The 22751-nt window shown below is 67.0% G+C and carries 20 protein-coding genes; 9 read left to right on the top strand and 11 right to left on the bottom strand.

Annotated elements, in window-relative coordinates; translation table 11 throughout:
* Window positions 1-136 precede the first annotated feature (136 nt).
* Window positions 137-742, top strand: a complete 606-nt coding sequence (locus FBX97_RS23830; RefSeq protein ID WP_141837388.1) for an isochorismatase family protein — start codon at window positions 137-139, stop codon at window positions 740-742.
* A gap of 28 nt (window positions 743-770) precedes the next feature.
* Here FBX97_RS23830 and FBX97_RS23835 read toward each other — a convergent pair whose 3' ends face one another.
* From FBX97_RS23835 to FBX97_RS23845, 3 genes are read right to left on the bottom strand one after another with little or no spacing between them, the layout of a single operon-like run.
* Window positions 771-2306 carry a tetratricopeptide repeat protein gene (locus FBX97_RS23835; protein ID WP_370457353.1) on the bottom strand — a complete coding sequence of 512 codons (1536 nt, stop codon included), beginning with the start codon at window positions 2304-2306 and terminating at the stop codon, window positions 771-773.
* Window positions 2297-4552, bottom strand: a complete 2256-nt coding sequence (locus tag FBX97_RS23840; RefSeq protein ID WP_141837390.1) for a molybdopterin cofactor-binding domain-containing protein — start codon at window positions 4550-4552, stop codon at window positions 2297-2299. Before FBX97_RS23840 ends, FBX97_RS23835 begins: the two co-directional genes overlap by 10 nt.
* Window positions 4549-5037 (bottom strand): (2Fe-2S)-binding protein, encoded by a 489-nt coding sequence (locus FBX97_RS23845; RefSeq protein WP_141837392.1) that lies wholly within the window; start codon window positions 5035-5037, stop codon window positions 4549-4551. The genes FBX97_RS23840 and FBX97_RS23845 overlap by 4 nt, the downstream gene beginning before the upstream one ends.
* Window positions 5038-5269: 232 nt before the next feature.
* Here FBX97_RS23845 and FBX97_RS23850 point away from each other — a divergent pair, with 232 nt between their 5' ends.
* From FBX97_RS23850 to FBX97_RS23860, 3 genes are all read left to right on the top strand, one after another.
* Window positions 5270-5779, top strand: a complete 510-nt coding sequence (locus FBX97_RS23850; protein ID WP_141837394.1) for a DUF3016 domain-containing protein — start codon at window positions 5270-5272, stop codon at window positions 5777-5779.
* A gap of 6 nt (window positions 5780-5785) precedes the next feature.
* Entirely contained in the window at window positions 5786-6514 is a 729-nt protein-coding gene (locus FBX97_RS23855; protein ID WP_141837397.1) for a haloacid dehalogenase type II, read from the top strand.
* A 70-nt stretch (window positions 6515-6584) separates the two neighbouring features.
* Window positions 6585-7541: an MYG1 family protein gene (locus FBX97_RS23860; protein ID WP_141837399.1), complete on the top strand. Its 957-nt coding sequence runs from the start codon at window positions 6585-6587 to the stop codon at window positions 7539-7541.
* Here the strand turns inward: FBX97_RS23860 and FBX97_RS23865 are convergent.
* The 5 genes from FBX97_RS23865 to FBX97_RS29720 all read right to left on the bottom strand — a co-directional run bounded on the left by FBX97_RS23865 (window position 7538) and on the right by FBX97_RS29720 (window position 12325).
* Window positions 7538-8863, bottom strand: coding sequence for an erythromycin esterase family protein (locus FBX97_RS23865; RefSeq protein WP_141837401.1), 1326 nt, complete (start codon window positions 8861-8863; stop codon window positions 7538-7540). The genes FBX97_RS23860 and FBX97_RS23865 overlap by 4 nt on opposite strands.
* A gap of 2 nt (window positions 8864-8865) precedes the next feature.
* On the bottom strand, window positions 8866-10146 hold the full coding sequence (locus tag FBX97_RS23870) for an SRPBCC family protein (RefSeq protein ID WP_141837403.1): 1281 nt from the start codon (window positions 10144-10146) through the stop codon (window positions 8866-8868).
* Window positions 10124-10858, bottom strand: a complete 735-nt coding sequence (locus tag FBX97_RS23875) for a phosphoribosyltransferase (protein WP_185748723.1) — start codon at window positions 10856-10858, stop codon at window positions 10124-10126. Before FBX97_RS23875 ends, FBX97_RS23870 begins: the two co-directional genes overlap by 23 nt.
* Window positions 10859-11190: 332 nt before the next feature.
* Window positions 11191-12054, bottom strand: a complete 864-nt coding sequence (gene fghA / locus FBX97_RS23880; protein ID WP_141837405.1) for an S-formylglutathione hydrolase — start codon at window positions 12052-12054, stop codon at window positions 11191-11193.
* Window positions 12055-12148: 94 nt separating this feature from the next.
* Complete coding sequence (locus FBX97_RS29720; protein ID WP_185748724.1) at window positions 12149-12325, bottom strand: hypothetical protein; 177 nt, start codon at window positions 12323-12325, stop codon at window positions 12149-12151.
* Between the two features lie 242 nt (window positions 12326-12567).
* Between FBX97_RS29720 and FBX97_RS23885 the strand changes: the two genes are divergently transcribed.
* Both FBX97_RS23885 and FBX97_RS23890 read left to right on the top strand, forming a co-directional pair.
* Complete coding sequence (locus FBX97_RS23885) at window positions 12568-12786, top strand: hypothetical protein (protein WP_141837407.1); 219 nt, start codon at window positions 12568-12570, stop codon at window positions 12784-12786.
* Window positions 12787-13177: 391 nt separating this feature from the next.
* The gene (locus FBX97_RS23890; protein ID WP_141837410.1) at window positions 13178-15325 is read left to right on the top strand and encodes an ATP-dependent helicase; all 2148 of its coding nucleotides are present in this window, start codon (window positions 13178-13180) and stop codon (window positions 15323-15325) included.
* A gap of 452 nt (window positions 15326-15777) precedes the next feature.
* Here the strand turns inward: FBX97_RS23890 and FBX97_RS23895 are convergent, their stop codons facing one another.
* A complete protein-coding gene (locus FBX97_RS23895) occupies window positions 15778-16638 on the bottom strand; it encodes a Sir2 family NAD-dependent protein deacetylase (RefSeq protein WP_141837411.1) in 861 nt (286 codons plus the stop codon).
* On the bottom strand, window positions 16628-17287 hold the full coding sequence (locus tag FBX97_RS23900; RefSeq protein WP_255517616.1) for a phosphohydrolase: 660 nt from the start codon (window positions 17285-17287) through the stop codon (window positions 16628-16630). Before FBX97_RS23900 ends, FBX97_RS23895 begins: the two co-directional genes overlap by 11 nt.
* Before the next feature lie 149 nt (window positions 17288-17436).
* On the opposite strand from FBX97_RS23900, the gene glpD reads away from it, so the two are divergent.
* The gene (glpD, locus tag FBX97_RS23905) at window positions 17437-19125 is read left to right on the top strand and encodes a glycerol-3-phosphate dehydrogenase (RefSeq protein WP_141837412.1); all 1689 of its coding nucleotides are present in this window, start codon (window positions 17437-17439) and stop codon (window positions 19123-19125) included.
* A 38-nt stretch (window positions 19126-19163) separates the two neighbouring features.
* Here the strand turns inward: glpD and FBX97_RS23910 are convergent, their stop codons facing one another.
* Window positions 19164-20369, bottom strand: a complete 1206-nt coding sequence (locus FBX97_RS23910; protein ID WP_141837414.1) for an MFS transporter — start codon at window positions 20367-20369, stop codon at window positions 19164-19166.
* 163 nt (window positions 20370-20532) lie between these two features.
* Here FBX97_RS23910 and FBX97_RS23915 point away from each other — a divergent pair, with 163 nt between their 5' ends.
* Both FBX97_RS23915 and FBX97_RS23920 read left to right on the top strand, forming a co-directional pair.
* Complete coding sequence (locus tag FBX97_RS23915; RefSeq protein WP_141837416.1) at window positions 20533-20730, top strand: hypothetical protein; 198 nt, start codon at window positions 20533-20535, stop codon at window positions 20728-20730.
* Window positions 20731-20818: 88 nt separating this feature from the next.
* On the top strand, window positions 20819-22750 hold the full coding sequence (locus tag FBX97_RS23920) for a glycoside hydrolase family 2 protein (RefSeq protein WP_255517617.1): 1932 nt from the start codon (window positions 20819-20821) through the stop codon (window positions 22748-22750).
* Window position 22751 lies beyond the last annotated feature (1 nt).

Below are 22751 nucleotides of genomic sequence, written 5' to 3' on the forward strand. Positions count from 1 at the left end.
GAAGGCGGGGGTCCAAGTTTGCCCGCGTCTCGACTGCGCTTGCAGAACTTGGACCCCCGCCTGCGCGGGGGCGACGGTATATACTGGCATTAACCGACAAGTTCGCGCGACGACAGCGCACCATGGAGAACAATAGATGAGTGCCATCCACCTCGAACCAGGCGACGCCCTGTTGATCATCGACCTGCAATACGACTTCCTGCCCGGCGGCGCCCTCGGTGTCGCCAACGGCCACGAAGTCATCGCCCCGATCAACCACCTGATCGAACTGTTCCAGGCCCAGGGCCTGCCGATCGTCGCCTCGCGCGACTGGCACCCGCAGGACCACTGCTCGTTCGCGGCCCAGGGCGGGCCGTGGCCGCCGCACTGCCAGGCGGACAGCCCGGGCGCCGAATTCGCCGCCGAGCTGGCGCTGCCGGACGACGCCATCGTGGTGTCGAAAGCCGACACCGCCGCCGTCGACGCCTACTCGGCCTTCGGCGGCACCGACCTGTCCGCCCAGTTGCGCGCGCGCGAAGTGACGCGCGTGACGGTCTGCGGCCTGGCCACCGACTACTGCGTGCTGAACACCGTGACCGATGCGCTGGAAGAGGGCTTCGACACCCTGATCGTGCCGGAAGCGATGCGCGCGGTCGACGTCAAGCCCGGCGACGGCACGCGCGCCATCGACCGCATGGTGGCGCGCGGCGCGGTGCCGGTGCGGCTGGGCGAGATCGGCATGACGGCGCTGTCGGTGGCCTGAAGCTAGCTTCCTTACGCCGGCGCCGGTCTTACGTCCGGCGCAGCAGGACCAGGTGGCCGGCCACCTCGCGGCCGTGTTCACGGCGCAGTGCCGCGGCGCGGGTTTCCACCGGCGCGAAGCCGTGCTGCGCGGCCAGCCGCTCGATATAGGCCAACGCATGCGTGAAGCGGTTCGACGGCGTGATCGCATAGCCGCTGGCGCCGTCGCCATCCTTGTCGCCTGGCGCTTCCACCGAAAACGCAAACCAGCCCCCGGCCTGCAGGGCCTGCGCCACCCCGGCGAACACGGGTGAGAGGTCGCCGATGTACACGAACACGTCGGCCGCCAGTACCAGGCCGTAGCGGCCGGCCTGGCCATCGCCCGCCAGGAAATCGACGATGTCGGCACAGGCGAGGGCATCGTACAGGTTTGACGCGCGCGCCTTGTCGAGCATGCGCTGCGACAGGTCGACCCCGGTCAGCCTGCGTGCCAGCGGCCGCAGGAAAGGTGCGCACAGGCCGGTGCCGCAGCCGAGGTCGAGCACCTCGTCCTGTACGGCCTGCACGGGCCCGAGGTGCGCGCGCAGTACCTCGTCCAGCAGGGCCGGCGTGCGGTAGGCCAGCACCTCGACCAGGTGGCGGTCGAAATGGCCGGCGTACTGGTCGAACAATCCTTTTATATAGTCGGACGGAGCGCTCGCGGGCAGGGCGCCTTCGCCCAGCGCCGCCAGCGCAAAGCCGACCTCGGTGGCGTCGGCGCCCAGCGCCAGCGCCGCGCGGTAGGCGGCGATGGCGTCAAGCTTGCGGCCGAGCGCGCGCAGCGTGTTGGCGCGGTAGTGCTGGGCCAGCGCATAGTCCGGGTCGAGCGCCAGCGCGCGTTCGTAACTGTCCAGTGCCGCCGCCAGGTCGCCGGACTTTTTCAGCGCACTGCCGCGCGCGCACCAGATGTCGGCGCGCGGCGCCTTCGTCAATGCCTGCTCGTAGGCGGCGCAGGCTTCCTCGAAACGCTCCAGCGCCTGCAATGCATTGCCGAGCGCCAGCAGCGCATCCGGGTAGGTCGCCCGCAGCTGCAGCGCGCGGCCGGCGCTGGCGGCGGCATCGTCGAAGCGTCCCAGGTCGTTCAGCACGATGGCGCGGTGGCACCAGGTCTCGGCCGCATCGTGGCGCAGGCCGAGCGCCTGTTCGTAGCTGGCCAGGGCCTCGTCGAGGCGGCCCAGCCGGCGCAGTGCGTTGCCGCGGTTGTCCCAGGCCAGCGCATAGCGCGGATCGAGGCGCAGCGCCTGGTCGTAGCTGTCCAGGGCGGCCTGGGGCTGGTCCAGGTCCTGCAGTGCCGCGCCCAGGTTGCAATGGGCGCGCGCCTGGGACGGGTCGACCTGCAGCGCATCGCGGATCAGGCCGGCGGCAGCGGCGGCATCGCCGCGCTGGCGCGCGATCACGCCCAGCAGGTGCAGGGCGTCGAACTGGCGCGGCGCCTGCGCCAGCACTTGCCGGTACAGGCTGGCCGCCGCATCCAGCTTGCCCTGCTGGTGCGCCTGCAGGGCTTGTTGCAGCAGAGCGTGGGCCTGGGAGGACAGGATCAGCTCCAGCTGAGGTCGGTCTTGCTGAGCGGCAGTTCGCGCACGCGCTTGCCGGTGGCGGCGAAGATCGCGTTGCAGACGGCCGGCGCCAGCGGCGGGAACACCGGTTCGCCCAGGCCCGTGACCGGGTAATCGGTCTTCAGGAAGTGCGATTCGATTTTCGTCGGCGTGTCCGGCATGCGCAGCAGCGGGTACTCGTGGAAATTGCTCTGCACGATGCGGCCCTTGTCGATGTCCAGCGCCGGTCCCATCAGCGTGGAGAGGCCATCGATCACCGAACCCTCGACCTGGTTCTCGGCGCCGGACAGGTTGACGATCTGGGCGCCGATGTCGGTCACCACCACCACGCGGTCGACGGTCAGCTTGCCGTCCTTCGACACCGTGACCTCGGCCACTTCGGCCACATAGCCGCGGTGGCTGAAGTGGAAGGCCACGCCGGCACCCTGGCCGCGCGCAAACTTGCGCTTGCCCCAGTCGGCCTTGTCGGCCACTGCCTTCAGCACGTTGCGCATGCGCGCTACGCTGTAGGGCTGGCCGCGTTCTCCGGTGCCGGGCACGATGTCCTTGTCGCCCAGCAGCTCCAGCCGGAACTCGACCGGATCGCGCCCGGCCGCATGCGCCAGCTCGTCGATGAAGCTGTGGAACACCCAGGCGAATACATTGCTGCCCGGCGCGCGCCACGGTCCCATCGGGATGCGGCATTCGATCGGGGTCTGCTCGAGCAGGCAGTTGGCGGCCCAGCGCCCCGGGAATTCGTCGCCCGACAAATTGCCGCCGCTGCCCGGCTGCAGCACGCTGTTGTTGGTGCCGTCGCTTTCCTTGCGCTCGATGCGGTTGGCGAAGGTGACGAAATGGTTGTGCCAGGCCACCAGCTTGCCGGCGTCGTCGACGCCGCCGCGCAGGAAGTGGAAGCCGCCCGCACGGAAATGGTCTTGCTGCAAATCGTCTTCGCGGGTCCAGGTCAGCTTGACCGGCGCCTTCACTTTTTGCGAGATGGCCGCCGCATCGACGATGAAGTCGGACGACAGCCGGCGCCCGAAGCCGCCGCCGCTGCGCGTGATGTGCAGCGTGATCTTTTCCTTAGGAATGTCGAAGGTGCTTGCCGCCAGCGCCTGGCCCGAGCCCGGATTCTGGGTTGGCGCCCACAGTTCCAGGCTGCCGTCCGGCTTGAACCAGGCGGTGCAGTTCTGCGGTTCCATGCTCGCGTGCGAGATGAAGGGGTAGCTGTAGGCGGCCTCGACCGTATGGGCGGCGCCCGCCAGCGCGGCGTTGACGTCGCCGTCCTTGCGCATGGTGGCCGCACCCGGCTGCCTGGACAGCGCCTGGGCCTGGGCCGTGAAGCCGGCCCAGCTATGGTTGGCGCCTTCGCCTTCGTCCCATTTCACGTCCAGCTTCTTGCGCGCGCGCAGGGCGTTCCAGGTCGAGTTGGCGAGGATGGCCACGCCCGGGCGCAAGCCGTTCAAATTGGCCGTGCCTTCGACGATGAAGGCATCCTTCACGCCCGGCATGGCCTTGATCGCGTCGAGGTTGGCGCTGACCGGGCGTCCGCCCAGTGTCGGGCATTTGACGTAGGTTGCATACAACATGCCCGGCAGCTTGACGTCGATGCCGAACAGCGGCTTCCCGCTGACCACCAGGCCATTGTCGACGCCGCCGATGCGCGTGCCCAGCAGGCGATAACCGGACGGATCCTTCAGCTGGACGCCCTTGGCGTCCGGTACCGGCAGCGTGGCCGCCACCTTGACCAGCGCGCCATAGCCGAGCTTGCGGCCGGAACCCTTGTGCTCGACGCTGCCCTGGGCCGTCGCGCATTCGGCGGCCGGCACGTTCCAGGCCTGGCTTGCGGCCTGCACCAGGATCGCGCGCGCGGTGGCGCCGAGGCGGTGGAAGTTGTCGTAGTTGGTCGGGGTCGAGGTCGAACCGCCGGCGCCCTGCGAACCGTAGACCGGGTTCAGGTCGCCCTGCACGACGCGCACGTCTTTCCAATCGACGTCGAGCTCTTCGGCGATGATCATCGGCAGCGAGGTCTTGATGCCCTGGCCGATTTCCGGCTGCTTCGAGATCAGGGTGACGCGGCCGTCCTGGCCGATGCGGATGAAGGCGTTGGGGGCGAACTCGGCGCCCTCGGCCGGCGCCGTGGCGCCGGCGGCCGCGATCACGCCGCCGCTATGCAGGCCCAAAAGCAGGGAAGCGCCGCCGGCGGTCGACTGGCGCAGGAAGTTGCGGCGCGCACTGGAAACGGGCGGGTGGGTCATTTCTTGCCCTTTCCAGTCGTCGTCGCGGAAGCGATCTCGGCTGCGCGATGGATGCCGGCGCGGATACGCACGTAGGTCGCGCAGCGGCACAGGTTGCCGGCCATGGCGTCGTCGATCTGGGCGTCGGTCGGACGCGGGGTCTGCTTGAGCAGCGCGCAGGCGCTCATGATCTGGCCGGACTGGCAGTAGCCGCATTGGGGCACGTCGAGTTCCTGCCAGGCCTGCTGCAGCGGGTGCATGGCGCGCGCATCCAGGCCTTCGATGGTGGTGATCTTGTGCTTGCCGACGCTGGCCACAGGCATCTGGCACGAGCGGGCGGGCTGGCCGTCGATGTGGACGGTGCAGGCACCGCAGGCGCCGATGCCGCAGCCGTATTTGGTGCCGACCAGGTTCAGGGTATCGCGCAAGGCCCACAGCAGCGGGGTGTCGGGTTCGACGTCGACGGACTGGACCTTGCCGTTGACGTTCAGGTTGTATTTACTCATGTCTCGGCTCTGTTCTCACTCTGATTAAGTTGCCAGATCATAACGACGCCATCGTAAACCAAAGCGGGCGGGTCCAAGCAATAAAATTTGTTGCCGGGGGCTGGAGCGTCGTTTTACATTCACAGCGCATTCCCCGGCCTGGGCACGCCGGGCGCGCGGCGGCGGGCACGGCTGAGGGAAGCGGCGTATAGTTGAACCGACATCGTTTTCGCGAAAGGACGGGAGGCCAACCATGACCTGCCTACGGCAACTTGCATTCGCCGCCGCCTGGCTGGCGGCGCACGGCATCGCCGCGGCCGCCGTCACCGTCAACTATGTCCACGACGCCCAGTTCACCGACCTGCCGCGCACGCCCTGGCAGCGCCAGCAGGCGCTGGAAGACATCAGCGGCCATTTCCAGGCGCTCGGCAAGGACTTGCCGGCCGGGCAGGACCTGGTCATCGACGTGCTCGACATCGACCTGGCCGGCCGCGAGGAGCCGAACCGCTTTGCCCTCAGCGGCGTGCGTATCCTGCGTCACGGCGGCGACTGGCCGCGCATGCGGCTGCGCTATTCGCTGGTCGAGGACGGCAAGGTCCTGAAGAGCGGCGACGCCCAGCTCAGCGACAAGGCCTATGGCAACCGCGTGAATGCCTACCCGTCGGACGCGCGCTGGCCGCACGAAAAGCAGATGATCGACGACTGGTGGCGCGCGACGATCGTGCCGGACCAGCGCCCCGCCAAACAGGTTTCCACGGAGTGATGCCCCATGTCCTTGCCATTCGAACAGCTTGAATTCCTGGGTTTCGACGTCTTCGGTACCGTGGTGGACTGGCGCTCGGGCGTCGCCCGTGCTGCCGAGCCTTTTCTGGAGCGCCATGGCATTGCAGTCGACCCCTTCGAATTCGCCAAGGAGTGGCGGGCCCTGTACCAGCCGGCGATGGAAGCGGTGCGTTCCGGCGCGCGGCCCTGGGTCCGGCTCGACGTGCTCAACCGCGAAAACCTGGAGCAGGTGCTGGACCGGCATGGCGTCGCTGCCTCCAGCATCCCGCAAGCCGAGCTGATCGCGTTGAACCGGGCCTGGGAACGTCTCGATCCCTGGCCGGATGCCGTGGAGGGCCTGCTGCGCCTGAAGCGGCGTTTTGCCATCGGGCCGGTGTCGAACGGCCATATTGCCGGCATGCTGAAGCTGGCGCGTTTCGGCGGCCTGCCGTGGGACGTGATCCTGGGCGCGGAAATCGCCCGCAGCTACAAGCCGCGCCCCGAGGTCTACCTGCGGTCGGCCGAGGCGGCCGGGGTGGCGCCCGGCCAGTTCGGCATGGTGGCGGCCCACAACACCGACCTGGCGGCGGCCCGCGCGCTCGGCCTGCGCACGATGTTCGTGCGGCGCCGCTTCGAACACGGCCCCGGCCAGACCACCGATTTGCAGCCCGAACAGGACTGGGATATCGTCGCCGATGACCTGGTGGCGCTGGCCGACGCACTCGGGTGCCCGTGACGGGCGCTGCGGCCCGGTAAAGCCGGTATCATCTTGAAACAGCGAATATGTTTTAAAGATGAAAGAGCTTATGGTAATCGTGACCCACAGCGGGAAATTCCATGCCGACGATGCATGGGCCGCCGCCACACTGAACGTGTTATATCCCGGCAGCGAGATCGTGCGCACGCGCAATCCGGCCATCATCGACAAGGCCGATTTCGCGGTCGACGTCGGCGGCATCTGGGACCCGGCCAGCGGCCGTTTCGACCACCACCAGAAAGGTTTCGACGGCGCCCGCCAGAGCGGGGTGGTGTATGCCAGCGCCGGCCTGGTGTGGCGCGAGCATGGCGCCCGCTGCGTGGCCATCCTGGCCGAGACCCATACCGGCCAGCGCCTGTCCGACGACGCCGCGCGCGAGATTGCCTACGCCATCGATGCCGACATCGTCCAGTACCTCGACATGTCGGATACCGGCGCCGCCCGCAACGCACCCGGCAGCTATGGCCTGTCGGCGGTGATTTCCGGCTTCAATCCGAACTGGCTGGACGAGCAGCGCATCGGCTATGGCGAACCGACCGAAGCCTACCGCCTCGGCCAGTTCCGGCGCGCGATGGCGCTGCTGACCGATATCATGGTCAATGCGGTCAAGTACCGCGTCGGCGCGACGCTGGCGGTGGAGCAGGTGCGCCAGTCCGAGCTGCTCGAAGACGGCAAGGTGCTGTACCTGAAAAACAGTGCGCTGCCCTGGACCAGCGTGGTGCGCAAGGAAATGCCGAAAGTCCTGTTCGTGATCAGCCATAACCTGGGCGAGCAGCGCTACATGCTGCACACGGTGCCGGTCAGCCCGGAAACCTTCGAGGCCCGCGCCGATTTGCCGGCAGCCTGGGCCGGGCTGCGCGACGCCGAGCTGGCCGCCGTGACCGGCGTGCCGGATGCTGGCTTCTGCCATAACGGGCGCTTCATTGCGGCCGTCAAGTCGTACGAAGGCGCGCGCGTGATGGCCCGGCAGGCGCTGGCCGCGGTGGAAGCCGAGCGCCAGCCCTAAAAGCCGCCCGGATAAGTTTCCGGCGGCTCTTCCGAGTGCCAGCCGCCGCCCGGATCCAGCGGCTGTACCGCCGTGGTCCGGTCGATATGGATCACCGCATCGAACTGGCGCGCCATCTGGGCCGAGAAATAGTGGCTGTGGCGCTCGGTCCGCGGCAGGTAGATGACGCCGATGGCGCGCTCCAGCCGGCGCTGCATCAATGCGTCGCGTGCCGGGCCTTCTTCGCGCAGCGGCAGCAGGAAGCGGTCGACGCCGACCTCGTGCAGCAATGCTTCGTAGCTGCCCGGCATGCCCGGACGCACACGCTTGTGCTCGGCCGGCGCGTCCCATTCCGACGCCGCCGTCACGAAACCCTCGTAGGTGGAAAAGCCGATCAGGCGGGTGTCGCCGTCGTAGGCCTTGCGCGCCAGTTCGCCCACGTTCCATTCGCCGAGCTCGCCGACCTCGGTCGCACGTGCATCGCCGATGTGCGAATTGTGTTCCCACACCACGATCTTGGCCGGTTCGCCATCCTTCGACAGGTGCTGGGCCAGCGCCTCGAGCGTCTCGGCCATGTGGCTGTCGCGTAGGTTCCAGGACGACACACGGCCCCGGAACATGGTGCGGTAGTATTCTTCGGCATTCTTGACCAGGCGCGCGTTTTGCTGCGCGTAGAAGAGTGCCTCGTCGGCGCCGTCCTTCTGCATGGTGTCGGCCGAGCGCCTCTGCAACTGGTGCAATTGCTCGATCACACCCTGCTCGCAGGATTCCGACAGGCTCAGGCTGGCGGTGTAACCGTAATGCTGGCTGTCTTCCTGGTAATGGTCGAAGCAAGAGTAGCGCTCGCGCGCCACCTTGGCGGCCTGCGGGTCGACCTTGTCCAGGTAGGCCAGCACTTCGCTGATCGAGGTGAACATACTGTACAGGTCGAGGCCATAGAAGCCGACCTTGTGGCTGGCCGTCTTCTGGTTATGCGCGCGCAGCCACTCGACGAAGCTTTGCACGTCGGTGTTGCGCCACATCCAGTTCGGGAAGCGCTGGAAGCCCGACAGCGCCGCGTCGGCACTGCCGTCCTCGCCCTCGCCGCGCACGTAGCGGTTGACGCGATAGGCGTCCGGCCAGTCGGCCTCGACGGCCACCGCGTGAAACCCCTTGTCTTCGATCAGGCGCCGGGTGATGCGGGCGCGCTCTTCGTAGAACTCGTGGGTGCCGTGGGTGGCTTCGCCCAGCAGCACGAAGCGCGCATCGCCGACCAGGTCGAGCAGGGCATCGTAGTCGCGCTCGCCGCCATCGAGCCTGATGGCGGCGGCGCGCAGGGCGGAGAGGGTATCCTGGTCCGCCATGATCAATGCAGGAAACGGCTGGAGGAACGCGAGCGGCCGGCGTCGTCCGAGCCCCTGGACGGCATGGCGCCACGTTCGACGAAGGCTTTCATGCGTGCCAGGTCGTCGTCCATCTGCGCCTTCGGATCGGCGCCGAGGAGGGTTGCCAGGCCATGGCCGATGACACCGGCCGGCGGCGTGTACGACATGCGCACCGTCACGTGGGTGCCGCCGCGGTGCGGCTCGAACTGGATCGAACCGCTTTGCGGGATCTCGGCGCCCGGCTCGCTGCGCCAGGCCAGGCGATGCGGGCGGGTCTGCTCGGTGAGCACGGAATTCCACGCGAACTCGCTGCCGCCCGGCCCCTTGACCACCCAGTGCGAGCGGCGCCGGCCCAGGTCTTTCACCTCGACCACGTGCGACATGAAGCGCGGGAAGTTCTCGTAATTGTTCCAGAGGTCGTACACCTCTTCCGGCGAGGCCTCGATATGGATCGATTTCTCGAAATCGATCGTCTGGCTGAGACCGCCGCTCAGTGTGCTGCTCAGTGTGCCGCCCAAGCGGTCGCCGAGCTGGCGCGTCGACAGCAGGCTGCGCAGCGGCTTGCCGGTCACGCCGCGTGCCAGCAGGGCGGCGCCGGCCAGGCCCAGCACCAGGCCCAGCGGCGAACGGCGCGCCAGTCCATACAGGCCAAGCAGGCCGCCGCCCAGCACCGCCGGGTTGCGTGCGGTCGCGCGCCAGTCGGTCGCACGGAGGGCGCTGCGGGCGTCGTCGATGCCGCTGCTGACGGTATTCCTGGCGAGATCGGCGGCGCGGTTGGCGCGGCTGGTCACCCTGGATGCGAGGTCGCCGGTCGTGTCGGCGCTGCGGCTCATGGCGCTGCCGGCCTTGGATACCGCGTCGCTGGCGGCATCGCCGGCACGGCTGGCGACGCTTTTTGCCCTGGAAATCGTATCGTCGAGCACTTCGCCGGCAGCATGGCCAAGGCGCGACAGCGAGGATTTGATCGTGCCCGCTGCGCCGTCCGGCTTGGCGGCAGCGGCGAGGTCGGCGGCGCGGTCGCCGGCCGCATCGGCCATGTTATCCGCCGCCGCACCGAGGCGCGCGCCGGCGCCGCGCCAGACGTTGCCGAGCGCGCTCGAGGTGCGGCTGCCGGCATGGCGCACGGCCGCCACCGAGTGCGCGCGCCGTGCGCCGCCGCGGTCCGGGTCGAGAATGTACATCAACAGGGCGCCCGCGGCCGCGCCGCCGAGCAGCTTGGCAAGGTCGAGACCCAGTTCGTTATCCGTCATCTGTGTTTTCATCGTTCTGTCCTCCTGTTGTTGGATGGGACGCTGCCTGCGGCTGCCGTGCGGCCGTCAACAGCGCCTGTACTTGTTCGTCGCTGGTCTGCTCGAACGCGTCGTACCACTGTCCGACCGAGCGGAACAGCGGCGGCGCCGACAGGCAGACCAGCTCGTCGACCTGCGGCGCCAGCTTGTGCACGGTCGCGGGCGGCGCGACCGGCACCGCCAGCACCAGCTTGCGCGGCTGCATGCGGCGCAGCACCTGGATCGCCGCCCCCACAGTCGAACCGGTCGCGATACCGTCGTCGACCAGGATCGCGGTGCTGCCGCGCAGGTCGGGCGCGGTGCGCGTACCCCCCGCTGCATCGTCCCCGATGCCGCGGTAAGCCCGCTCGCGGCGCGCGAGCTCGGCCAGCTCGCGTGCCGTGACCGCTTCGAGATCCTGTGCCGTCACACCCATCAGCCCGGGTACGCCCGGCTGCAGCACGCGCACGCCGCCACTGCCGACCGCACCCATGGCGAACTCTTCGTGGTGCGGCATGCCCAGCTTGCGCACGACCAGCACGTCGAGCCCGATGCCGAGCCGCTGCGCGATCGCGAAGCCGACCGGCACGCCGCCGCGCGGCAGAGCCAGCACGATCGCGTCCGGCGCGTGCGCGTAGCGGCGCAACTGCCTTGCCAGCAATGCGCCCGCGTGCGCGCGGTCCTTGAAACGGTGGATGTGCGCCATGCAGCAGCCGCTCCTGATTGCGTTCGATTGCCAATCGAGAGCGGCCAGAGTACACCACCTGTTCACCCTGGCGTCGTACGTTTCTGCAGGGATACCCGGTCCCACTGCAAGCGCACGGCTTCATTTATAAGACGCCTCGCGGCGTGGTTCAAGCGTGCGCACGCGCCGCGGCGGGCCTGCCGGACGCAGGGTTGACACAGGCCATAATGCGAGCGGGAGCGGGGAATTCGCAGCGCCGGACGCACTCTGACGGGAAGCAGGGGAAAGTTGGCCAACGAGGCGGGCGCGCCGCACAGGACGTGCGGGCGCCGGCAGCAGTCAGCCTTCAGCCCTCAGCCGAGCTGACGGTGGTGGAAGCGCAGGTGATCTTCGACGAAAGTCTGGATGAAGTAATAGCCGTGGTCGTACCCGGCATGGCGGCGCAGCTCGAGCGGCTGGCCGGCCTTGCGGCAGGCTTCTTCGAAGGCCTCCGGATAAAGCTGTTCGGCCAGGAATTTATCGGCCAGGCCCTGGTCCACCAGGATGCCTTTGGGGAAAGGCGCCGCCGCGCTGTTCGCCATCAGCTCGGTGGCATCGTAGGCGCGCCAGGCGGCCTGGTCCGCACCGAGGTAGCCGCCGAAGGCTTTCTGGCCCCACGGGCAGCGTACCGGCGCGGCGATCGGCGCGAAGGCCGAGACCGAATGGAACAGCGCAGGATTGCGCAGCGCCAGCATCAGGGCGCCGTGGCCGCCCATCGAGTGGCCGAAGATGCCGACGCGTGCCAGGTCGGCGGGCAGGCGGGACAGCACCAGTTCGCGCAGTTCCAGGATGTGGCTGTACATGCGGTAGTGGCGCGACCACGGTTCCTCGGTGGCGTCGACGTAGAAGCCGGCGCCCACGCCGAAGTCCCAGCTGTCGGCTTCGCCGGGGACGCCGGCGCCGCGCGGGCTGGTATCCGGCGTCACCAGGATCACGCCCAGTTCAGCGGCCACGCGCTGGGCACCGGCCTTGATCATGAAGGTTTCTTCGGTACAGGTCAGGCCGGCCAGGTAGAACAGCACCGGCAGCTTGCCGGCATCCGTGCCGGCGGTGGTGTCGGCAGCCCCGGGCGGCAGGTACACCGAAAACCGCATCGGCAGGCCGATCGCGGTGGAGTCGTATTTATAGAAGCGCTGCACGCCGCCGAAGCAGGCGTGTTCACTGAGGAGTTCGGGCATGACGGAATCCATCGGAGCTCGCAGGGACAAGTTAACGATAGCGCAAGTATGCCCGATCCGCGCCGATGGCGTCGGCTCAGCGTCAGGCGCGGCTTCAGCCGCCGCCGATGCCGCGCATCACGCGGCCGGTGCCTTCGCACTCGGGGCAGGTCTTGCCGTTGTCCAGCTTGCCGCTGCCGCCGCAGCTTTCGCACAAGTCTTCAGCGGCGCCCGGCGTGCCCGGTTCGGCTTCGTCGCCAGGTTTCAGATCGGGATCGGGGGTCATGCTCATGGGCGGCCTCGCTGCTGTGTGGTTGAAAGTGGACATCACGTGGATGACGCAACCATTCTAGGCTCACCCATCCGATGATGGCGCACGGCCGGCATCGCGACGCCGGTCATGCAGGAGGCATACCTTGTCATGGAGATTTCACGCCGCCATGCGAAATTTGCTTGACTTTGGCAAATGCTGGCAAATACTCCCTAGGGCTTTACCCATCACCATCTTAACCCTCATCAAAACCAGGAGTTGCGATGCCCCAAGATAACCTCGACCACAGCGACAGCGACTTTGTCGTGCCTTACCAGCGGCGCGATGCCCGTCAAAAAGACATTGTCGACCTCGGCATCGCGCTCCAGCAGCGCAGCAATACGATGTCCGCGCTCGAATACCTGCGTTCCCAGGATGTCGGCAACGACGTCATCGAGCGCGTGCTCACCGAGCCGGGGCGCAGGCGTTCGTGGAGCGTATAATCGGGACACGACTCATATGCGGAAAGCTTGGCCGGCATGCGGCCTGCCTGCACGCTGCAGGGCTTCGGATTTCCGTTCCACCGCGTCGACGACGGCCTCGATTTTACGTAGCTCACAAGTTGCCCGCGCAACGGGCAACTTGTTGAAAGCCGCATGTGCACTTGATTGCAGCTTGTCAAGGGGGTCGTTTTCCACATACTTATGCACAGATTTTGTGGATATCTGACATATATCAATGTCTTCCTTGAGCTAACGCAAATTGGGCGGACTAGGGAGTGCTAGTTAGCCCTATTGATGTGATTTTGCTACAAGCGCAGCACGGCCAGGGGCGACTGCCACTTGCGCTCGACTACTGGATAAATGTACAGTTGAGCATCTGATCCAGTCCGCCATGACCGCCGCCCACGCTACCGCCGCCTTCGCTTCCATTCCTGCATCCGCCACCGCCGATGCGGACCCCGCCGTGCCCGATCCTTTCGGCAGCCTGAACCCGGCGCAGCGCGAGGCGGTCGAGCACGGGATTGGCGCGGCCTTGCCCCAGCCGCTGCTGGTGGTGGCCGGTGCCGGCTCGGGCAAGACCAACACGCTGGCGCACCGGGTGGCGCGCCTGATCCAGTCCGGGGCGGATCCGCAGCGCATCCTGCTGCTGACATTTTCGCGCCGTGCCGCCAACGAAATGGGCCAGCGCGCCGCCGCGGTCCTGCAGCGCCTCTTCGGCAGCGCGGGCGCGCCGGGCCTGATGGCCAGGCTGCCGTGGGCCGGCACTTTCCATAGCATCGGCGCGCGCCTGCTGCGCGAATACGCCGGCAACATCGGCCTGGAAGCCTCGTTCACGATCAACGACCGCGGCGATTCCGAAGACCTGATGGGCATGGTGCGCCAGGAAATCGGCCTCGGCCAGAGCGGCGGGCAGGGCGGCCAGAAGCGCTTCCCGCTGAAAGGGACCTGCCTGTCGATCTATTCGCGCGTGGTCAACAGCCGCGAACCGCTGGATGCCGTGCTGCAATCCACCTTTCCCTGGTGCGCCGAATGGGAGGCGCAATTGAAACGCCTGTTCGGCGCCTATGTCGACGCCAAGCAGGCGCAGAACGTGCTCGACTACGACGACCTGCTGCTGTTCTGGGCCGAGATGGCGGCCGATCCCGAGCTGGGCCCGGCAATCGGCGCCCAGTTCGACCACGTGCTGGTCGACGAATACCAGGACACCAATCGCCTGCAGGCGGCCATCCTGCACGGCATGAAGCCGGACGGGGCCGGCGTGATGGTGGTCGGCGACGATGCCCAGGCCATCTATTCCTTCCGCGGCGCGACGGTGCGCAACATCATGGAGTTCCCGCAGCAGTTCTCGCAGCCGGCGCGCATCGTCACGCTGGACCGCAATTACCGTTCGACGCAGCCGATCCTGGATGCCTCGAATGCCGTGATCGCTGCGGCCGTCGAGCGCCATGCCAAGACGCTGTGGACTGATAAGACAGGCAGCGGCAAACCGCAACTGGTGCTGATCCCGGACGAAGCCGAGCAGGCGCGCTGGGTCTGCAACCGCGTGCTGGAGCAGCGCGAAGCCGGCATCAAGCTGACCCAGCAGGCGGTGCTGTTCCGCGCCGCCAGCCACAGCGCGGCCCTGGAGCTCGAGCTGGTGCGGCGGAATATTCCCTTCGTCAAGTTCGGCGGCCTGAAGTTCCTGGAGGCGGCCCACATCAAGGACCTGCTGGCCGTGCTGCGCTTCGTCCAGAATCCGAGCGGGCGCCTGGCCGGGTTCCGCGTGGTCCAGCTGATTCCCGGCATCGGCCCGGCAACGGCGGCACGCTGCATGGATGCGGTAGCAGAAGCGGCCGAGCCGGCTGCGGCACTGGCGGGCTTTGCCGTGCCGGCGCGGGCGCGCGACGACTGGGATGCCTTCGTGGCGCTGTTCGCCGCGCTGCGCACGCCCGGCCTGCGCTGGCCGATGGAGATCGAGCTGGTCAGGAACTGGTACCAGCCCCACCTCGAGCGCCAGTACGACGACGCAGCGGTACGCGCCGCCGACCTCGAGCAACTGGTGGCATTGGCCGGCGGCTATGGTTCGCGCGAATCGTTCCTGACCGAGCTGACCCTCGATCCACCGGAGGCGACGAGCGACCGGGCTGGCGCGCCGCTGCTGGACGAGGATTACCTGATCCTCTCGACGATCCATTCCTCCAAGGGGCAGGAGTGGAAATCGGTGACGCTGCTGAACGTCGTCGACGGCTGCATTCCGTCCGACATGGCTACCGGCTCGCTCGAAGACATCGAGGAAGAGCGGCGCCTGCTGTATGTGGCAATGACACGCGCCAAGGAAAACCTGCAGCTGGTGGTGCCGAACCGCTTCTTCATCAAGCAGCAGGCCCAGCTCGGCGACCGCCACGTGTATGCCCAGCGCACGCGCTTTATCAGCCCGGCCATGCTGAAGCATTTCGAAGAGGCGGTCTGGAACGATGCCGAGACGCTGCACAGCCGCAAACCGGTGCCGGATGCGGTGCGGATGCTGGTACGCGAACGGGCCCGCAACGCCTGGAAATAAGCGGTTTTCAATCCTTGTGGAAATTAACCATGTTCTACATGCTCAGCAATAAGAGCAAGGCTCACGAGTTATCCCCCAGTGCATGATTTTGTAGGAATTTACCCCACTGCTACGTTCTGCTGAAAACATATGCAATCGTAAGTCATTGATTCCTAAGGATTCCGTTTTTGCCTCTTGAACGGGCATTTTGTTGAAACCCGCATCAATACTGCGCTTCCGGCTTGTCAAGAGGCGCTTTTCCACACAGTTATCCACATTTCTTGTGGATATTAGAATAAAGGCCGTGGAATCAAGACTTTAGGCAAGGCTCCTCAAAAACGGATTAGCATTTTCGTAACGTTAATTATTGCTCAAGATTAAGGCACTCGATGCCTGGTGCATAAACCGTTCATGAAAGGAAATTTCTCTCCACTGCACTTCATGAAAGAAAATTTCATGATGGAAATATTTGTTCAGTTGGCAAGGACAGTGCGCAGGCGCTGCAATGCGTCGAGTGCGCCTGCCGCAATACCGACTCCGCTGCCGGCTGCTACCGCCGGCTCGCGCGGGTTGATGCGGATCAGCGGGGCACGCTGTGTCTCGCACAAGCGGCGTACCGAGGGAATGTCGGTGCCGGCACCGAGTTCGATCACCACCGGCCGCTGCACCCGTGCGCGCCATGCCGTGAAACGCGCGTACTGCGCTTCGCTGCGGGCTTCCAGCCAGCGGCTGTCGTTGAACATCAATATATTCGGCCGGGCCAGTGCGCCGCAGCGCGGGCAGGCTGGCAGCGGCAGCGCCATCGTGCAGGTCGACGGGTCGACCTGGGGCGTCACCGCCTCCGCCGCCCAGATGGTGTCGCTGCAGGGCCGCGTGCATTGCAGGTGGTGGATCGAGCCGTGGTATTCGACGATACGGCCGGGGTCGAAGCCGGCGCGCTGGAACTGGCCGTCGACGTTGCTGGTAAACACAAAGGCGCCGTGCGGCAGGGAAGCGCCCAGCGCCCGCAGGATCGCGAAGCCTTTGTGGGGCACGGTCGCCCGGTACAGCGCCAGGCGGTGTCCGTAGAAGCCCCATGCCAGCGCCGGATCGGCCTCGAAGCTGTGCGGGTTGGCGATCTCGACGAAGCGGATGCCGCGTGCAGCCAGCGGTGGATAGGCGCGCCAGAAACCATGGTCGCCGCGGAAGTCGGGCAGGCCGGAATCGACCCCGATCCCGGCGCCGGCGCCGATCAGCAGGGCGTCGGCATCGCGCACGAGGTCGGCTGCACGGGCGACCGCGGCGTCGAGGCCGGCCTCATCGTGACCGGCACGGGGGTGGGGATCAGGAGGCATGCGGGTTCTTTTCATCCGTAACTCGTTCCTGCGCATCGATGCGCCGCTCCAGGGTCTCCAGCGCCTCCAGGAAACGCTCGGCCGCCACGGCCGGCTTCCACGGTTCCCACGGCCGGCAATCGTAGACCGCGGCCAGCGGATCGTCCTGCAGCACGGCGGCGCGGATGCGCAGGGTGTCGCGCACTTCCCTGGCCGACCAGCCGGCCACGTGCACGGCCTCGCTGGCGGCGGCCAGGCGGTCGGCGCGCTTGTGGCGTTCGTGCTCGGCCGGGGTCCAGGCCGGCAAGCCGTAGCGCAGGAACACCGCCTGTTCCAGGCGCCGCGTCAGGGCGCGGAAACCGTCGCCGAGGAAGGGCTTCAGCGGCGACACGGCGTCGAAGCCGAGCAAGCCTTCCTCGGCGTCGTGCAGCAGTTCGCGCAGCTCGATGACCGGCGCCAGCGGCGTGCCGGCGGGGGCGGCGGCGCGGCGCAGCAGCATCACGCTGAGCGAGTGCTGGGCCACCGACAGCGGCAGCGGCCAGGCAGTGTGGCCGCCCCAGCGGTAGGTGCGGGCCAGGCCGAGCGCCAGGTCGGCGTCGTCCCAGTCGAAAGGGGTCGGGTTCAGCAGGTCAAGCCGCTTGCCGGAGGGCATGCGGACCCAGGCGCGCATCTCGGGCGCCATCTCAGTGTGCGATGTTCGGAAAGCTCATGCGCCGATTTTACACACGCTGCGGCGCGCTCCCCGCGAGATTGATATGGCCGAACACCGCCCTTGCGCGCGCCACTAGACTAATCAAAATGGCATGCAAAGGAACCGACATGGGCGAGCATCCGAAACGCATCGATTGCGACGTGCTGGTGGTGGGAGGCGGCATCAACGGCGCCGGGATCGCGCGCGACGCCGCCGGGCGCGGCCTGCGCGTGGTGCTGTGCGAAAAGGACGACCTGGCCCAGCATACCTCGTCCGCGTCGAGCAAGCTGATCCATGGCGGCCTGCGCTACCTCGAACAATACGAATTCGGGCTGGTGCGCAAGGCGCTGGCCGAACGCGAGGTCCTGCTCAAGAGCGCGCCCCACATCATGCATCCGCTGCGCTTCGTGATGCCGCAGCGCAGCGGCGGCGCTTCGTCGCGTGAAGCGCGCCTGGGCAACATGCAGGGCGAGCGTCCGGCCTGGATGATCCGCGCCGGCCTGTTCCTGTACGACCACCTGGCGCGGCGCGACTTCCTGCCGGCGTCGAGCAGCATCGACTTGCGCAGCGATCCGGCCGGGGCCGCGCTGCAGCGCCGCTTCGCGCGCGCCTTCGTGTATTCCGACGCCTGGGTCGACGATGCGCGCCTGGTGGTGCTGGCCGCCGTCGATGCGCGCGACCGCGGCGCCGCCATCCTCACGCGCACGCGCTGCACGGCGCTGCGGCGCGAGGCCGCGCGCTGGACCGCCACGCTGGCCGGGCCGAAGGGCGAACTGGCGGTGCAGGCGCGCTGCGTGGTGAATGCGGCGGGGCCGTGGGCGGCACGCTTCCTGCAGGAGGCAGTCGGCGGACGCATGGCCGCAGTGCGTCCGCTGCGACTCGTCAAGGGCAGCCACATCGTGGTGCCGCGCCTGTTCGAGCACGAGCAAGCCTACCTGCTGCAGCAGCCGGATGGCCGCATCGTGTTCGCGCTGCCCTATGAAGGCGCGTTCACGCTGGTCGGCACCACCGACGTCGAGTACACCGGGGATCTCGACCGGGTGGCCATCAGCGCCGCCGAAACCTTGTATCTGTGCGAGGCCGCCAACCGCTGCTTCGAGCGCCGCATCGGCCGCGAGGACGTGGTGTGGAGCTATGCCGGGGTGCGTCCGCTGATCGCCGACGAAGGCGCCGGCAGCGCTTCCAGCGCCAGCCGCGACTACCGGTTCGAGACCGATACCGGGGGTGCGCCGCTGTTATCCGTGTTCGGCGGCAAGGTCACGACCTTCCGCAAGCTGGCCGAGCAGGCGGTCGACTGGATCGCGCCGGCGCTGGGGAGGCGCGTTCCGGGCTGGACGGGCCACGCCTGCCTGCCGGGCGGCGACCTGTTCGGCAAGGAGCCGGATGCGCGCGGGGTGCTGGAATTCGATGCCTGGCTGCGTACCCGCCAGCAGCAATACGCGTGGCTGGCGCCGGCGCTGCTGGCGCGCTATGCCCGCGCCTATGGCACCCGCCTGGGGACGTTGCTGGCGCACTGCCGCACACGCGCCGACCTCGGCGCCGAAGTCGTGCCGGGGCTGTTCGAAGTGGAACTCGATTATCTGCGGCGCCAGGAATGGGCGCTGTGCGCGGACGACGTGCTGTGGCGGCGCACCAAGCTGGGCCTGCACGTGGCGCCGGGAGCGGCGGCGCAGGTCGACGCCTGGCTGCGGGAGCGCGAGGCGGCGCAGGCCCTGGCGCATGCATCGGCGCAAACGTCGGCGCATGCTTCGGCACACAAGGCGGCGCCGGCAGCAACGCGGACAGCGCCGGGACCGGGCAGCACCAATCCCGCCTGACCCGGCCAGGCGCTGCCGATTGCGCGCCGCGGCGCCGCTCAGCGCCGCACCTGCTCCATCTTCGGCAACAGCGCCGCCAGGATTCCCAGCAGCGGCAGGAAAGAGGCAATCCGGTACACCTGCGCAATACCTGCCACGTCGGCGATATGCCCCATCGCCGCCGCGCCGATGCCGCTGACGCCGAACATCAGGCCAAAGAAAATACCGGCGATCATGCCGACCTTGCCCGGCACCAGTTCCTGCGCGAACACGACGATGGCGGAAAACGCCGACGACATCACCAGGCCGATGATCACCGACAGCACGCCGGTCCAGAACAGGTCGGCGTAGGGCAGGGCCAGCGTGAACGGCGCCGCACCCATGATCGAGACCCAGATCACGCGCTTGCGGCCGATGCGGTCCCCGATCGGGCCGCCGGCAAAGGTACCGAGCGCAACGGCGGCCAGAAACAGGAACAGGTACAGCTGCGCGGTGCCGACCGCCACGTGGAACTTTTCGATGAGATAAAAGGTGTAATAGCTCGACAGGCTGGCCATGTAGATGTATTTCGAGAACACCAGCATGGCGAGCACGGCCAGCGCCTTGATTACCTTGTCGCGCGGCAGGCCGGAACCGGCCGGGGCGCCGCTCTTGCGCGGCATGTTGCGCAGATGGCTGCCGTACCAGCGGCTGACGCCGACCAGTACCAGCACCGCCACCAGGATGAACAGCGTGAACCAGCCGATCTTGCCCTGGCCGCGGCCGACGATGATGGCGGCCGCCAGCAGCGGTCCCAGCGCTGAGCCAAGGTTGCCGCCGACCTGGAACAGCGATTGCGCGAAGCCGAAGCGGCCGCCCGAGGCCAGCCGCGCCACGCGCGAGGCTTCCGGGTGGAAGGTCGAGGAGCCGACGCCGATCATGGCGGCCGCCAGCAGCAGTACGGTAAAGCTGCCGGCCACCGCCAGCAGTCCGACCCCGGCCAGGGTCACGCACATGCCGACCGGCAGGAGGAAGGGGATCGGGCGCTTGTCGGTGTACAGGCCGATCCAGGGCTGCAGCAGCGAGGCCGTGCACTGGAAGGTGAGGGTGATCAGGCCGACCTGGGTAAAGCTCAGCGCGAATTCCTGCTTGAGCAAGGGATAGATCGCGGGCAGGACAGCCTGGACGCAATCGTTGAGCAGGTGGACGAAGGCCACCGAAAACAGGATCTGCAATACGGTGCCGGTCTGGGCGGACACGGCTTTGGAAGAAGCGGATGTGGACATGGAATGATTGTCATGGGCTCGGCCACCCAGTGTAACAATCCAGCGACTCGGCCGCCAGCACCTGGCCTGGCAGCGCTCTCATGCAGGATGGGCAAGCCGGACGCCGTTCGTCCCCGCTCTGTGCCAGACTGGATACACCGCACTATTTTGCAAGGAGCATCGCATGAGCAACGATCAGCATACCCAGGACCGGCCGGCCGACGATCCAAAGGCGCAGGACATGCAGGCGAAGCAGCAGGAAGCTGCCCAGGCCCTGAACGAGGTCGACGGCCTGGCCGACAAGAAACCGAACGAACTGACGCCGGAAGAACTGCGCCTGATGGCCGACACCATGCCGGGCGAAGGCCCGGGCGACGACTGAGGGCGCGCCATCTGTCTCTGCAATAAACGTTTTGACGCCGGTATTGATTCTGGATAATCTTCTGGCAACAAAACAAAAAGGAGACAGAATGGCAAACCCTGCATATGGTCCGGCGGCCGACTTGCGCCGCCTGATCCTTCCCCTGGCAGCCTGCGCTGTCATGACAGCCATGGCAGCCCAGGCTGCCGAACCGGCGGGGCCAATCGATGTCCAGCTGGCCGGCCAGCCCGCCAGCGCCAGAACCGCCAGCAGCCTGATGGCCCCGGTCCAGAACATCTACGGGCGCAGCCACATCAGCCTGAACGGCCGCTGGCACTACATCATCGATCCCTACGAAAACGGCTACTACGACTACCGCCACATGCCCTTCGACCAGTCGCAGACGGGCAAAGGCGGCTACTACGACGACCGCCAGCCGAAGGACAAGACCGACTGGGTCGAATACGACTTCGACCGCGCCCCGACCATGAAGGTGCCGGGCGACTGGAATTCGCAGGCGGAAAAGCTGCAGCTGTACGAAGGCACGGTCTGGCTGCGCCAGCGCTTCGAAGCCGATCCGAAGCCGGGCCGGCATTACGTGCTGTCGTTCGGCGCGGTGAACTACGAAGCCCACGTCTACCTGAACGGCAAGAAACTGGGCATGCACAAGGGCGGCTTCACGCCCTTCCAGTTCGACGTCACCGGCAAGCTGAACCAGGGCCGCAACACGGTCGTGGTCAAGGCCGACAACAAGCGCTACCAGGACGAGATCCCGACCGTGAACACCGACTGGTGGAACTACGGCGGCATCACGCGCGACGTGCTGTTGGCCGAATTGCCGGCGAGCTATATCGCCGACTACAAGGTGCAGCTGAAGAAGGGCGATGCCGGCCGCATCGAAGGCTTCGTGCAGGTCGGCGGCGACAGCAAATCCCAGCGCGTCACCCTGCGTGTCCCCGAAGCCGGCATCGCCACCACCGTGCAGACCGACGCCAATGGCCGCGCCGCGATCGCCATCCCGGCCGGCAAGCTGGAGCGCTGGTCGCCCGAGCATCCGAAGCTGTACACGGTGGAATTGTCTGCAGGCGAAGACAAGGTCCAGGACCGCATCGGTTTCCGCACGATCGAAACACGCGGACGAGACATCCTGCTGAACGGCAAATCGGTGTTCCTGCGCGGCGTCTCGATCCACGACGAGAATCCGCTGATCCCGGGACGGCTGCGCGGCCAGGGCGACATGCGCATGCTGCTGCAATGGGCAAAGGACATGAACTGCAATTACGTGCGCCTGGCCCATTACCCGCACAGCGAAGAAATGATCCGCCTGGCCGACGAAATGGGGCTGATGGTATGGGCCGAAGTGCCGGTGTACTGGACGATTTCCTGGAACAACCCGGACACCTATGCCAACGCCAGCACCCAGCTGACCGACCTGATCGTGCGCGACAAGAACCGCGCCAGCGTGGTGATCTGGTCGGTCGGCAACGAAACCCCGATCAGTGCGCCGCGCAACGCCTTCATGGGCAAGCTGGTGAGCACCGCGCGTGGGCTCGACGATACCCGGCTGGTGGCGGCGGCGCTGGAAATCCACCGCAGCGGCAACGACATCACGGTCGAAGACCCGCTGGCCGAGCGCATCGACCTGATCAGCTTCAACGAGTACGCCGGCTGGTACTGGGCCAGCAATGCCGAGATGCTGAACTACCGTTTCGACATCAAGCAGGACAAGCCGGTGATGATCACCGAGTTCGGCGCCGATGCACTCGGCGGCTACCACGCCGACGCCGACACCCGCTGGAGCGAGGAATACCAGGACACGCTGTACAAGAACCAGTTCAAGATGCTGGCCGGCATTCCGGGCTTGCGCGGGCTGGTGCCCTGGATCCTGGTCGACTTCCGCTCGCCGCGTCGCCAGCACCCGTATTTCCAGGATGGCTGGAACCGCAAGGGCCTGATCTCGGACGACGGCAAGAAGAAGCAGGCGTTCTGGACCATGAAGACCTACTACGACGAGGTCCGCAAGCGCTACGAGTCCAGATAAC

This window comes from Herbaspirillum sp. SJZ107 (assembly GCF_006715485.1).
Classification (GTDB): Bacteria; Pseudomonadota; Gammaproteobacteria; order Burkholderiales; family Burkholderiaceae_D; genus Telluria.

Bases quoted from the DNA above. Each gene is read 5' to 3' on its own strand.
- FBX97_RS23830 (WP_141837388.1), top strand. From the start codon at position 137: ATGAGTGCCATCCACCTCGAACCAGGCGACGCCCTGTTGATCATCGAC.
- FBX97_RS23840 (WP_141837390.1), bottom strand. From the start codon at position 4,552: ATGACCCACCCGCCCGTTTCCAGTGCGCGCCGCAACTTCCTGCGCCAG.
- FBX97_RS23845 (WP_141837392.1), bottom strand. From the start codon at position 5,037: ATGAGTAAATACAACCTGAACGTCAACGGCAAGGTCCAGTCCGTCGAC.
- FBX97_RS23850 (WP_141837394.1), top strand. From the start codon at position 5,270: ATGACCTGCCTACGGCAACTTGCATTCGCCGCCGCCTGGCTGGCGGCG.
- FBX97_RS23855 (WP_141837397.1), top strand. From the start codon at position 5,786: ATGTCCTTGCCATTCGAACAGCTTGAATTCCTGGGTTTCGACGTCTTC.
- FBX97_RS23860 (WP_141837399.1), top strand. From the start codon at position 6,585: ATGGTAATCGTGACCCACAGCGGGAAATTCCATGCCGACGATGCATGG.
- FBX97_RS23865 (WP_141837401.1), bottom strand. From the start codon at position 8,863: ATGGCGGACCAGGATACCCTCTCCGCCCTGCGCGCCGCCGCCATCAGG.
- FBX97_RS23870 (WP_141837403.1), bottom strand. From the start codon at position 10,146: ATGAAAACACAGATGACGGATAACGAACTGGGTCTCGACCTTGCCAAG.
- FBX97_RS23875 (WP_185748723.1), bottom strand. From the start codon at position 10,858: ATGGCGCACATCCACCGTTTCAAGGACCGCGCGCACGCGGGCGCATTG.
- fghA (WP_141837405.1), bottom strand. From the start codon at position 12,054: ATGCCCGAACTCCTCAGTGAACACGCCTGCTTCGGCGGCGTGCAGCGC.
- FBX97_RS29720 (WP_185748724.1), bottom strand. From the start codon at position 12,325: ATGAGCATGACCCCCGATCCCGATCTGAAACCTGGCGACGAAGCCGAA.
- FBX97_RS23885 (WP_141837407.1), top strand. From the start codon at position 12,568: ATGCCCCAAGATAACCTCGACCACAGCGACAGCGACTTTGTCGTGCCT.
- FBX97_RS23890 (WP_141837410.1), top strand. From the start codon at position 13,178: ATGACCGCCGCCCACGCTACCGCCGCCTTCGCTTCCATTCCTGCATCC.
- FBX97_RS23895 (WP_141837411.1), bottom strand. From the start codon at position 16,638: ATGCCTCCTGATCCCCACCCCCGTGCCGGTCACGATGAGGCCGGCCTC.
- FBX97_RS23900 (WP_255517616.1), bottom strand. From the start codon at position 17,287: ATGCGCGCCTGGGTCCGCATGCCCTCCGGCAAGCGGCTTGACCTGCTG.
- glpD (WP_141837412.1), top strand. From the start codon at position 17,437: ATGGGCGAGCATCCGAAACGCATCGATTGCGACGTGCTGGTGGTGGGA.
- FBX97_RS23910 (WP_141837414.1), bottom strand. From the start codon at position 20,369: ATGTCCACATCCGCTTCTTCCAAAGCCGTGTCCGCCCAGACCGGCACC.
- FBX97_RS23915 (WP_141837416.1), top strand. From the start codon at position 20,533: ATGAGCAACGATCAGCATACCCAGGACCGGCCGGCCGACGATCCAAAG.
- FBX97_RS23920 (WP_255517617.1), top strand. From the start codon at position 20,819: ATGGCAAACCCTGCATATGGTCCGGCGGCCGACTTGCGCCGCCTGATC.